This window comes from Streptomyces sp. NPDC030143, assembly GCF_055573695.1.
Window position 1 is genome coordinate 207554 of sequence record NZ_JBVIAY010000002.1, and the last position, 12538, is coordinate 220091.

Below are 12538 nucleotides of genomic sequence, written 5' to 3' on the forward strand. Positions count from 1 at the left end.
TGCCTCAGCCCTTGACGCTGATGCCGCGGGACTTCAGGTCGTCGACGGTCCACTTCTGCATGTGCGCGAGCAGGTCGGTCACCTTCTGCTGCTTGCTGACGACCTGGCCCCAGCCGGCCTGGAGCTCGGTGAACATCGCGGTCCAGTTCGGGCCGAAGGTCCAGTCCGTGGTGACGGTCTTCAGGCTGTCCCTGACCACCTGCTGACCCGGCTGGTAGTTCGCGCCGAGCAGCTTGTCGGAGATCGCCTCGCCGATGTACGCGTCGCTGTCGGCCAGCGCCGGCATCACGCCGTTGCCGGTGGTGGGGTTCGCCATCGTCCTGACCGCGTCGGTGTTCGTCGACATCCACAGCGCCGCCTCGGCGGCCTGCTGCTGGTGCTTGCACTGTTCGGGGACGAGGGTCACCCCGCCGCTCTGGTTGGTGCCGGCCGGGGTCTTGGGCGCCTCACCCGCGAACGTCGGCCACGGCGTGAGCGCCCACCGGCCGAAGGACTTGGTGAAGTTCTGCACCATTCCAGCCATCTGCCAGGTGGAGATCTGCCGGGTGGCGGTGCCGCCGTTGTCGTAGTTGCGCTGCACGGCCGCGTAGTCGGCGAAGGACAGCTTGGAGTTGAGGTCGTTGTCGATGATGTCCTGGATCACCTTGGCGGCCTTGAGGGTGCCGGCGTCCTGGAAGTCCACCTTCCAGGCGTTGCCGTCGATGGCGTACCAGTGGGCGCCGGCCTGCATGGCGAGCACCTCCAGCGTGCTGGGGTCCTCACCGGCGTAGTTGGTGATCTTGACGCCGTGCTTCTTCAGCTCCTTGCCCGCTGCGATGAAGTCGTCCCAGGTCGCGGGCGCCTTCAGACCGTACTTCCGGAAAATGTCGGTGCGGTAGATCGTGAAGGCGGGCGCCGAGCTGGTGGGGACGCCGTAGGTTTTGCCCTGCACCTGGCCGGCGGCCCACGAGCCGGCGTTGAACCTGTCCTTGCTGGGGGCCACGTACTTCGAGATGTCGGCCAGCGCGCCCTGTGACACCCAGCTCGTCACGTACTCGGCGGTGTTCTGCACCAGACAGGGCGCGTTGCCGGCCTTGACCGCGTTGGTGAGCTGCTTCTGCATGGTCAGCTGGTCGGTGACCTTGGTGTACTTGAGCTGGACGTCCTTGTGCGAGGCGTTGAACGCCTCGACGACCAGCTCCTGGCCGTTGGCCCAGCCCCAGAAGGGGAGGGTGACCGGGCCGGAGGCGCCCGAGGACGCGTCGTCCCCGGAGCCGGAACCGCCACAGGCGGAGAGCAGACCTGTCAGCGCGATACCCGCCACGGCGGCGCGGGCGAACCTTCTCCGGGGGTTGGTGAAGTTCATCTGACCGTGATCCTTCGGAAAGTAGGCGTCTCGGAAGAAGAGAACGGCGGCTCGGTACTGGCCGGGAACAGCGGCCGGAAGACGTCGGCTGCGACATCGGCTCGCGGTGCGGGGGGTCGGCCGAAGCGGAAAGTATAGAAACCGGTTGCTGTGAAGGTAGGCCGAGGGGTACGGCTATATCAAGAGGTGTGCGCGAAAAAGTTGGAGACGGGCAGGTCAGGGCGCAGGTCAGCGGATGGGTAACCGGTTACGAGAACGATTCGCGCCGCACCGGTCGGCAGGTCGATTCGCAGGCCGATCGCAGGTCGATCGCAGGCCGACGGAGCGCCGTCGGTCCGGCACGCCTCTCGACCGGGCCGCTTGCGGCGGGACGCGTCTCGACCGGGGCGCCCGGCTCACGGCAACCGCACCGCTCGGGCGAGGCGGCTCAGACGCGCCGCCGCGGCGGCGCCACCGAGTCCCGGACGACGACATGAGTGCCCAGCACCAGATGCTCGCCGTCCCCGCCGCCCTTGCGCCGGCCCTCCGAGCCGGCCCCCTGTCGCCGGTCGGCCACCGCGCGCAGGGCGACCCGCCCCATCTCCTCGTACGGCACGTGCACCGTGGTCAGCTGCGGTGTGAGCTGCGAGGCCAGCGGGATGTCGTCGTAGCCGACGATCGACACGTCGTCCGGCACCCTCAGACCCGCCGCCCGCAACGCCTGCAACGCGCCCGCCGCCACCACGTCCGTGCCCGCGAGCACCGCCGTGAAGCCGGGCGTCTCGTGCAGGGCCTGCTCCACCGCGGCGTAGCCGTGCTCGTAGGCGTAGGAGCCGTGCCGCACGAGGCCCCGGTCGAACGGCACCCCGTAGGCCTCGAACGCCCGTCGCGCCCCGTTCAGCCGGCCCTGCGCGGTGGTGAGCTCCCCGTGCCCCGGCAGCACGAGGATGCGGCGGTGCCCGGCCGACAGCAGGTGGCTGGCCATGGCGTAGGCACCGCTCTCGTTGTCGTAGTCGACGGTCGTGGCCGGGACGTCGCCCTCCAGGGGAGGCCTGCCGACCAGGACGAGGTGCGAACCCGCCGCGTCCAGGGACCGCGCGAAGCGCGCCATGCGCAGCTGGTACTCCTCGAAGTCGTAGGCGCCGCCGAGCAGCACGACCGCCGCGACCCCCTGCTGCCGCATCAGGTTGACCAGGGCCAGCTCGCGCTCCGGGTCGTCGCCGGTGGTGCCGACCAGCGACAGCCAGCCGCGCAGCGTGGCCGCGCCCTCGACGCCCTTCGCCACGTGCGCGAACGCCGCGCCGGTGATGTCGTTGATCAGGATCGCCACCGTCGGCGTGCCGCCCCCGGCCAGGGAGCGGGCGTGCGCGTTGGTGACGTAGTCCAGGTCGCGCACCACCTTCATCACCCGGCGCCGCAGCTCATCCGAGACGGGGTAGTTGCCCGACAGCACGCGCGAGACGCTCGCCACCGAGACGCCGGCGCGCTCCGCCACGTCCCGGATGGTCGCCCGGCCGGCGTCGGTCGTCGTCCTGCGCTGGCTCACCCCTGCGGCTCCTTCACCCTCGTACTCCGCTCACCGGGCGGTCCGGAGCCCGGCGCCGCGTCGGTGCAAAAAACCGTATCCCATCGTTCCGCCAGGTGACGGGGCCTGTGGACAACCGCGGGAGGGAGGCGACGGGGGCCCGCATCAGGCCACTCGGGCCAGGTCCGCGTGGCGCACTTGGTGGGCCAGGGGCGCACCGGCGGCCACCCGTTCCAGCTCTTCGACGACGATCCGGCCGAGACGCTCCAGCTCGTTGCCGAGGGAGCCGGCGATGTGCGGGGTGAGGAAGACGTTCGGCAGCCGGTACAGCGGGGAGTCCGCGGGCAGCGGCTCGGGCTCGGTGACGTCCAGGACGGCGTGCAGCCGGCCGGAGACCAGTTCCTCGGTGAGCGCCTCGTGGTCCACCAGGGCACCGCGCGAGGTGTTGATCAGCACGCCGCCGTCCCGGAGGAGGGCGAGCCGGGCGCGGTCGAGCATGTGGTGGGTCTCGGGGATGTCGGGCGCGTGCAGGCTGACGATGTCGCTGTAGCGCAGCAGGTCCTCCAGGGAGAGGAGTCGGGCGCCCAGCCCTGCGGCCTCGGCGGCGTCCACGTAGGGATCGTGCAGCAGGACCTCGAAGTCGTACGGCCGCAGCAGCTCCAGCAGACGGCGGCCCACGCGCGAGGCGCCGATGACGCCCACGCGCCGGCCGAGGTTACCGGTGGCCGCGGTCTCGGCGTGGGTGGGCTGGGCGTGACTGTGGCGGAAACGCTCGCGGTGGGTGAAGGCGTCCTTGCCGGCGAGCAGGATCATCGCCAGCGTGTACTCGGCGACGGGGACGGCGTTGCCGGTGACCGCGCTGGAGACGGCGACCCCGCGGTCCCACACGGCGTCGCCGACCAACGACCGCACGGACCCCGCGGCGTGCAGCACGGTGCGCAGCCGGGGTGCGGCGGCGAGTGCGTCCGCGCCGAGGTGCGGACAGCCCCACCCGGTGATCAGGACGTCGGCGCCGGCCAGCGCGGGCGCGGCGGCCGGGTCGGCGAAGTCCCGTACGACGAGCGCCGGGTCGAGGTCGGCCGTCTGCCGCAGCCGGGCCAGGAGCGGCGCGGGAAACAGCAGGGGCAGGTGCACCGGATCCATGGCGAACACGGCCCTGGGGGGCTGGGCGCTGGGCATGACTCTCCTGAGTGCGTCGGAAACGTTTTCTGAAAGCGCCTTCTACCGTAGGTCTGCCGCGGAGGCCTGGTCAATCGGTCGGCGGGATCACCGGGAAGGGAAGTCCTTCGGCGGAGGAGGGGTGTAAAGGGCCACTTCAGCACGGTGATGGGGCGTGTGGTGGAGGGAGCCGGCCGGCGGTGGACGGCTGCGAAAGGACTTTCCCGGGGGAGGAGTGGAGTGTCCGGTGCGACGGGTGAGTCACAAGCGGTTGCTGAGTGGAGGCCGCCGCGCGCCACTCGGGCGTCCCGGACGGAGCTGATCCGAACCGGCCGACCGCCTTGGTCGCGTGAAGGGCGGCTGGGAGAGCAAAACCACAGGTCAGGCGGCTGAGTGTGGGCGCCGTGGAGGCTTCCGCGAGTGTGTCGGAGCCTCGCCCGGCCTCCGCGCAGAGTTTTCGAAAATGTGCGAAGACCCTTGACGCGCCCCGTCGAGCGCAAGAAGCTCTGCCCACTCGGCCATAGCAACCGGTTGCTATCGGTTATCGCGACGGCGCCCCCAGCGCCCCCCGAACCAGAAGGTGAGACCCCCATGCGCTCTCACGCCGGTGCGCCTCCCAGCCGCCGCCGATTCCTGGGCCGGTCGGCCGGCGCCACCGTCGTCGCCGCCGGACTCACCCACCTGACGGCCACGGTGGCCCGGGCGGACGACGCCACCGACGCGCCGCAGCTCGTGACGTACGACGTGCCGACCGGAGCCCCGGTCAACACCGCCGGCTACACCGTCAAGGTCCGTACCCCCGGCGGCACCTGGCAGAAGCTCGGCGTCTGGCGGCCCACGCTCGCCGAGATCAATCCGACCACGGGCAGCAAGAGGCAGTTCAACTCCTCCCTGGCCTACTTCGACTTCTCCGGGCAGGTCGAGGTCGAGGTGACGTACATCAAGGGCGGGGTGCAGAAGGTCCGGGTGCGTCCGGACTCGTACGGCATCACGCCGGAAGTCCTCGCCGACACCCTCCGGTTCACACTGGACAGACCGCGCAACATCGTCGTCCAGGTCAACGACGACCTCTTCGACTGTCTTCACCTGTTCGCCCGCGAGACAGAGAAGAGCCGCCCGACGGCGGACGACCCCGACGTCCTCTACTTCGGGCCGGGCGTGCACACCACCGCCGACGGCTTCCTGAACGTCCCCTCCGGCAAGAGCGTGTACGTGCACGGCGGTGCCCTGCTCAAGGCGACGGTCGTCTTCAGAGACGTACGGGACGCCCGCCTCACCGGGCGGGGCGTGCTCGCCGGCACGAAGGCGGGCGGTGTCCTCGTCGAGGGGTCGACGGACATCTCCGTCGGCGCCCTCACCATGCTCAACCCGAACGGCTACGCCTGCCAGATCGGCGAGTCCACCGACGTCTCCGTCAAGGGCATGTGCTCCTTCAGCTCCAAGGGCTGGGGCGACGGCATCGACGTCTTCTCCAGCACCGACGTCACCGTCGACGGCGTCTTCATGCGCAACTCCGACGACTGCATCGCCCTCTACACCCACCGCTGGGAGTACCACGGCGACACCAGGAACATCACCGTCCGCAACTCCACCCTCTGGGCGGACGTCGCCCACCCGATCAACATCGGCACCCACGGGAACACCGACGCTCCCGAGGTCCTGGAGAACCTCGTCTTCGAGAACCTCGTCTTCGAGAACCTCGACATCTGCGACCACCGCGAGCCCCAGATGGGCTACCAGGGCTGCATCGCCCTCAACCCCGGCGACAGCAACCTGATCAGCGGAGTCCGGATCGACGCGTACGCGTGGAGGACTTCCGCTGGGGCCAGCTCATCCACATGCGGATCGCGTACAACACGAAGTACAACACCTCGGTCGGCCGAGGCATAGAAAACGTCTACGTCAAGGGCCTCTCCTACACCGGCAAGCCGCTCGACACCTGCATGATGCTCGGCTACGACGCCGACCACGGCATCAAGAACGTCACCTTCGAGAACCTCGTCCTCAACGGTTCGGTGATCGCCGACTCCATGCGGAAGCCGGGCTGGTACCTGACCACCGACTTCGTCCCCATGCACGCCAACGAGCACGTGACCGGCCTGAGGTTCCTCACCACCGCCGAAGCCGCATCGGCCGCCGCGTCATGAGCACCGAACCCATGAGAGCCACATCCATGAGAGCCACACCCATGAGCACGACTGGCGCACCGAGCCGCCGGGGCTTCCTCGGCGGCGCGGCCGCCCTGCTGCTGGTGTCCGGAGCGAGCGGACTGCTCACCCCGGTGCTCTCCCGGGCAGCCGCCCGGGAGAGCACCGGCACACGCGCCTTCACCCACCCCGGACTGCTGCACAGCGCCGACGACCTGGCCCGGATGAAGGCCGCGGTCGCCGCCCGGGAATCCCCGATCCACGACGGCTACCTCGCGCTCGAAGGCCACGTACACCGCGCAGAACACCGGTCAGATCACCTCCTGGGGCCGCGGCCCCGCCAACTTCCAGAACCAGGCCGTCGCCGACTCGGCCGCCGCCTACCAGACCGCGCTGATGTGGTGCATCACGGGCGACCGCGCGTACGCCGACAAGTCCCGGGACATCCTCAACGCCTGGTCGGCGTCCCTCACGGCCGTCACCGGGGCCGACGGGCCGCTCGGCGCCGGGCTCCAGGTCTTCAAGTTCGCCAACGCGGCCGAGCTGCTGCGGCACAGCGGCTACGACGGCTGGGCGAAGGAGGACATCGCGCGCTGCGAGGAATCCTTCCTGCGCGTGTGGTACCCGGCCATCTCCGGCTACATGCTGTACGCCAACGGCAACTGGGACCTCACCTCGGTCCAGTCGATCCTGGCCATCGGCGTCTTCTGCGAGGAGCCCACCCTCTTCGAGGACGCCCTGCGCTTCGCCGCCGCCGGCGCGGGCAACGGCAGCATCCCGCACCGCATCGTCACCGACGCGGGCCAGGGCCAGGAGTCCGGCCGCGACCAGGGCCACGAGCAGCTCGCCGTCGGCCTGCTCGCGGACGCCGCGCAGGTCGCCTGGAACCAGGGCGTCGACCTGTACGGCTTCGACGACAACAGGCTGCTGAAGAACGTCGAGTACGCCGCCCGCTACAACCTCGGCGGCGACGTCCCGTTCGTCCCCGACCTCGACCGCACCGGCAAGTACGTCAAGAAGACCGTCTCGGCCGTCGGCCGCGGCAACCTCCCGCCGATCTACGAGATGGTGTACGCGCACTACGCCGGCGTCCGCGGCCTCGACACCCCCTACACCGAGGCGGCCGTCTTCCGCGGTCCCGGCGCCGCCCGTGTCGTCGAGGGCGGCAACGACGACCTGCCCAGCTGGGGCACACTCACCTTCGCCGACACCAAGGCCCCCGCCCCGGCCGTGCCCACGGCTCCGGCCGGCGTCACGGCGACGGGCGACGACACCTCCGTCACCGTCGCCTGGCTGCCGTCGGCCGGGGCCGAGTCGTACACGGTCCTGCGGGCCGCCAGCCCCGACGGACCGTACGAGGAGATCGCCACCGGTCTCGGCGAGCCGTCGTACACCGACCGCGGCGCCCGCCCGGGCAAACCCTCCTCCTACACGGTCACCGCGACCAACTCGCAGGGCAGCAGCGCCCGTTCACCCTGGGCGGCGGCATTCCCCGGGCTGCCCGGACCCTGGGCGACACGGGACGTCGGCAACGTGCGCATCCCCGGCTCGGCCGTCTTCGACGGCGAACGGTTCGTGCTGGAGGCCTCCGGAACCGCCGACACCCACCGCCTGGCCTACCTGCCCCTTCCCGGCGACGGCACCGTCACCGCGCGGATCGTGTGGCCGCTCAGCTCCCAGTACTCCAAGATCGGCGTCACCGTACGGGCCGGTCTGGAGCAGGACGCGGCACACGCCTCCCTGCTGATCCAGGGACTGCCACTGCACACCTGGAGCGGTGTGTGGACCGTACGCCCCACGGCGGGGGCGGGCATCTCGGCCACCGGCAGCACCCCCGTACCGCCTTCCCAGCAGCAGGCGATCACCACGAACGCCGCGTTCCCCCTCTCCGGCATCGGCACGCTGCCCGAGTCGGCGACCCCCCTCGAGGCCCCCTACGTCGAGGGCGCCGGCGACGGTTACCGCATGCGCATGCCGTACTGGGTGCGGGTGACCCGCCGGGGCGACCGCTGCACCGGCGCCATGTCCCCCGACGGCATACGGTGGACGGAAGTCGGCACGAGCAAGGTCGACGGTATGCGGTACATCGCATACGTCGGCCTGACCCTCACCTCCTGTCTCGGTGTCGACGAGGACTACGCCGAGACCGGCACCGGCGCCTTCGACAACGTCACCGTCACCTCCCGCACCCGCGGCGAGGTCTGGTCCGTGCCGCGCCCGACCCGCACCACCACCGACCTGCGCGCCACCACCGGCGCCGACGCGGTGGAACTGGCCTGGACCGACCCCGACCTCGCCGCCTCCTACACGGTCCTGCGCGCCACCGACGCCGACGGCCCCTACGCGACGATCGCCACGCGTGTCGGCCCGGTCGGCTTCGGCACCCGCATCCGGTACGCGGACGCCACCGGCACGCCCGGCACGACGTACCACTACGCCGTCGCGAAGACCAACCGCGCCGGCCGCGGCCCCCTGTCGGACCCCGTCACCGCGACCGCGCCGACACCGTCGCTCCCCCGGCTCACCTCCTCCACCACGGCGTTCGCCAACCAGGACGTGCCCTTCGCGCACCTCCTGCGCGCCACGCACGAGCCCGCACGGTTCACGGCGCAGGGCCTGCCCGACGGCCTGCGCCTCGACGGACGCACGGGCCTCATCCGCGGAACCCCCACCCGCACCGGCACCTTCACCGTCACCACCACCGCGGGCAACGCGGCGGGTGACACCACGGGCACCCTCACCCTCACGGTCGGCACCGCGCCGCCCGCCCCGTGGACGTACGGCGACCTCGGCGACGTCGTCCTCGACGACCGCGCCCACGGCACCCTCGGCGTGGTCGCCCTCCAGACCCCCGGCAGCACCGCCCACGAGAACGGGACCTTCGTGGTACGGGGCGCCGGGGCCGACCTCAACGTCAACAACCAGGCGATGACGGGCCAGTTCGTACGACGGCCCGTCACCGGCGACTGCGAGGTCACCGCCCGCCTCGTCTCCCGCACCGGAGCCGTCACCGACCGGGTCGGCCTGCTCATGGCCAAGTCCCTGTCGCCGTTCGACCAGGCGGCCGGGACGATCGTCACCGCCGGCACCGGCGCACAGCTCATGCTGCGCACCACCGTCGCCGGAAGGTCCACCTTCACGGGCAGCGCGGCGGTCACCGCCCCCTGCCTGCTGCGGCTGAAGCGCACCGGGACGCACTTCACCGCATCCACCTCGTCCGACGGCGGCGCCACCTGGACCCCCCTCGCCGAGGGAGACATCCCCGGCTTCGGTGACGCCCCCTACCACGTGGGCCTCGTGGTCTGCTCCCGCACCCCCCTGGCCCACAGCACCACCGAGTTCGACGAGGTGAGCATCACACCCGTGTAAGTCTTCTGATCGGAGCACCCCGCATGAGCCGCACGTCCCCCCACACCCAGCACGGGGAGGTGAGCCGCCGCGGTCTGCTGAAGACCGCCGGCGGGCTCACCGCCGCCCTCGCCCTCGGCGCCGCCGCCTCCACCGCCGACGCGGCGCCCGCCTCCTTCACCCACCCCGGAATGCTGCACAACCGGGGCGACATCAACCGCGCCAAGGTCAGGGTCGCCGCGGGTGACGACCCCTGGCTGTCGGGCTGGAAGAGGCTGACCGCCAACTCGCACGCCCAGTCCACCTGGACACCCCACCCCCAGGCCACCGTCGTCCGCGGCGGCACGGGCGATAACTACGGCCTCCTCTACGACGACATCGCCGCCGCCTACCAGAACGCCCTGCGCTGGCAGATCGGCGGCACCGAGGCCCACGCGCGGTGCGCGGCCCGCATCCTCAACGCCTGGTCGTCGACGCTCACCTCGGTCACCGGCAACGCCGACCGCTTCCTGGCCGCCGGCATCTACGGCTGGCAGTTCGCAAACGCCGCCGAACTCATGCGCGGCTACGGCCGGTTCGACCTCGCGGCCTTCCAGAACATGATGGTCAGGGTCTTCTACCCGCTCAACAACCAGTTCCTCACCGGCCACAACGACGCCTGCGTCACCAACTACTGGGCGAACTGGGACCTGTGCAACATGGCCTCGATCCTCGCCATCGGGATCCTCACCGACAACGCCGCCAAGTACGACCAGGCCGTCACCTACTTCAAGTCCGGTGCCGGCAACGGCTCGATCGCCCACGCCGTGCCCTACCCCCACACCGACTCCGCCGGCTACGCGCTCGGCCAGGGGCAGGAGTCCGGCCGCGACCAGGGGCACACCGTCATGGGCATGGGCCAGATGGGCGCGATCTGCGAGATGGCCTGGAACCAGGGAGACGACCTCTACTCCTACGACGGCCGCCGGTTCATGAAAGCCGCCCAGTACGCCGCCAAGTACAACCTCGGCTCCAACGTCCCCTTCACCACCTACACCTGGGGCACCGGCCAGAGCTGCGCCCAGCAGTCGCAGACCGACGTCTCCGCCACCTCCCGCGGCCAGGCCCGCCCGGTGTGGGCGATGCTCCACTACCACTACAACCGACGGCTCGGCCTGGACGACAGGTACATCCCCCGGATGTCCTCCTCCGTCGCCCCCGAGGGAGGAGGGGGTGACTACGGCTCCACCAGCGGCGGCTACGACCAACTGGGATTCGGCACCCTGATGTACGCCACATAGCCCCGCGAGAAGCCTCGTGCACCGGAATACCTCGCGCCCCTGTGGTGCTCTGGGGTTACCGGTGCACGAGCGCGGCGAAGGGCTGGTGGGCAGATGACGGCAGGCCGGACGAACCCCGACACCGGAACCGGCCGCGATCCCGTGGCCCGGACGCCGTACGGGGCCGTGCGCGGCCGGTACGAGCACGGCGTGGCCGTCTTCCGCGGCATCCCCTACGCCGCCCCGCCCTTCGGGCCCCGCCGGTTCGCGCCGCCCGAGCCGCCCGAGCCCTGGGACGGGGTGCGCGACGCGGGCGCCTTCGGGCCGACGGCGCCGAAACCGCCGTACTCCGAGGCCTTCGCCGACTACCTGTCCGACCCGGTCGTGCCGGGCGACGACTGCCTGAACCTCAACGTGTGGACCCCCGACCCCGCCCCGGGCATCCGGCTCCCCGTCCTGGTGTGGCTGCACGGCGGCGCGCTGACCAGGGGATCCTCGGCGGTGCCGGTGTACGACGGACGGCATTTCGCCCGGGACGGGATCGTGTTCGTGTCGATCAACTACCGTCTCGGGGTGGAGGGCTACGGCCTCTTCCCGGACGCCCCCGCCAACCCCGGACTGCGCGACCAGCTCGCCGCGCTGCGCTGGGTGCACGACGCCATCGAGGCCTTCGGCGGTGACCCCGCGCAGGTCACCCTGGCCGGGCAGTCCGCCGGGGCGATCAGCGTCGGCGCCCTGGCGGCCGCCCCGCCGGCCCAGGGCCTGTTCCGGCGGGCCGTCCTGCAGAGCGGGGCGCCGGAGGCCTTCGAACGTGACAAGGTGCGCCGCATGGTCCGCCGCATGGCACACCGGCTGAAGATCCCCGCCACCGCGCAGGCGTTCGCCGCCGTCGACCGCGAGCTGCTGCTGCACACCCAGACCGAGGTGGGCCGGCTCAGCAGCCCCGTCCTGGGCGGGCCGGCCTTCGGCATCGTCATCGACGGCGACCTCGTCCCGCGCGATCCGCTGACGGCCCTCGTCGACGGCGACGCGGCCCCCGGTGCCGACCTGCTCCTCGGCTGGACCAGCGACGAGTACCGGCTGTGGCTGATCCCCGGAGGGCTGCTGGAGCGCGTCGACCGTCTCGGCGCCGTCGCCCTCGCCGGCGCCATGGCCCGCTGCCGCTGCGGTCACGAGGTGCCGCGCGGCTACCGGGTCCTGCATCCCGACGCCGGCACGGCCGAGACCGTCGGCCAGATGGTCACCGACCACCTGCTGCGGCTGCCGCTCCGACGTCTGGCCGACGCCCGCCCCGGCTCGTCGTACGTCTACGAGTTCGCCTGGCCGTCCCTGCGCACCGGACTTGGCGCCTGCCACGCCCTGGAGCTGGGCTTCGTCTTCGACACCGGGGACGTGCCCGAGTCCGCGAAGCTCGCCGGAGCGGGTGCCCCGCAGGAACTCGCGGACGCGATGCACGGGGCGTGGGTGCGGTTCGTCGCGACCGGGGATCCGGGATGGGAGGCCTGGGACACCGCACATCCCGTGCGGGTTTTCGGCGACGGTCGACCGCATACAGTATGCGGTCTGCGGGATGGGGAACTCGCCCTGTGGTCGACCGCGGACGACGCGACGACGACCGTCCCCAACAGAGGGACCGCCCTTCCCGTCACCCCGGACCCGATCATCTCCGGCCGCCCCCTCCGCGCCACCGAACTGCGCTCCGCGGTGCGCCGGCTGCGGCGGGTCGGAGGAGAGCGGCGGCACTGAGAGGATTCCCGCGGGGAGTTCCGGCGGGGGT

5 protein-coding genes and 2 pseudogenes are annotated in these 12538 nt (G+C 71.3%); 4 read left to right on the forward strand and 3 right to left on the reverse strand.

Annotated features, from left to right (window positions below):
• Positions 1–4 precede the first annotated feature (4 nt).
• The 3 genes from ACZ4YY_RS04090 to ACZ4YY_RS04100 form a co-directional block, all read right to left on the reverse strand.
• Positions 5–1345, reverse strand: a complete 1341-nt coding sequence (locus ACZ4YY_RS04090) for an ABC transporter substrate-binding protein (RefSeq protein WP_468283601.1) — start codon at positions 1343–1345, stop codon at positions 5–7.
• A 427-nt stretch (positions 1346–1772) separates the two neighbouring features.
• Positions 1773–2870 (reverse strand): LacI family DNA-binding transcriptional regulator, encoded by a 1098-nt coding sequence (locus ACZ4YY_RS04095; RefSeq protein WP_468283603.1) that lies wholly within the window; start codon positions 2868–2870, stop codon positions 1773–1775.
• 144 nt (positions 2871–3014) lie between these two features.
• Positions 3015–4028 (reverse strand): hydroxyacid dehydrogenase, encoded by a 1014-nt coding sequence (locus ACZ4YY_RS04100; protein ID WP_468283605.1) that lies wholly within the window; start codon positions 4026–4028, stop codon positions 3015–3017.
• Between the two features lie 570 nt (positions 4029–4598).
• Between ACZ4YY_RS04100 and ACZ4YY_RS04105 the strand changes: the two are divergent.
• The 4 genes and pseudogenes from ACZ4YY_RS04105 (at position 4599) to ACZ4YY_RS04120 (ending at position 12507) form a co-directional block, all read left to right on the forward strand.
• Positions 4599–6154: pseudogene (locus ACZ4YY_RS04105) on the forward strand (glycosyl hydrolase family 28 protein).
• A 41-nt stretch (positions 6155–6195) separates the two neighbouring features.
• Positions 6196–9523 (forward strand): annotated as a pseudogene (locus ACZ4YY_RS04110) (alginate lyase family protein).
• A gap of 23 nt (positions 9524–9546) precedes the next feature.
• Positions 9547–10782: an alginate lyase family protein gene (locus ACZ4YY_RS04115; RefSeq protein ID WP_468283607.1), complete on the forward strand. Its 1236-nt coding sequence runs from the start codon at positions 9547–9549 to the stop codon at positions 10780–10782.
• Positions 10783–10875: 93 nt separating this feature from the next.
• Complete coding sequence (locus ACZ4YY_RS04120; protein WP_468283609.1) at positions 10876–12507, forward strand: carboxylesterase/lipase family protein; 1632 nt, start codon at positions 10876–10878, stop codon at positions 12505–12507.
• The last annotated feature ends 31 nt before the right edge of the window (positions 12508–12538 follow it).

Coding starts and splice junctions, on each gene's coding strand:
- ACZ4YY_RS04120 (WP_468283609.1), top strand. CDS start 10,876: ATGACGGCAGGCCGGACGAACCCCGACACCGGAACCGGCCGCGATCCC.
- ACZ4YY_RS04115 (WP_468283607.1), top strand. CDS start 9,547: ATGAGCCGCACGTCCCCCCACACCCAGCACGGGGAGGTGAGCCGCCGC.
- ACZ4YY_RS04100 (WP_468283605.1), bottom strand. CDS start 4,028: ATGCCCAGCGCCCAGCCCCCCAGGGCCGTGTTCGCCATGGATCCGGTG.
- ACZ4YY_RS04090 (WP_468283601.1), bottom strand. CDS start 1,345: ATGAACTTCACCAACCCCCGGAGAAGGTTCGCCCGCGCCGCCGTGGCG.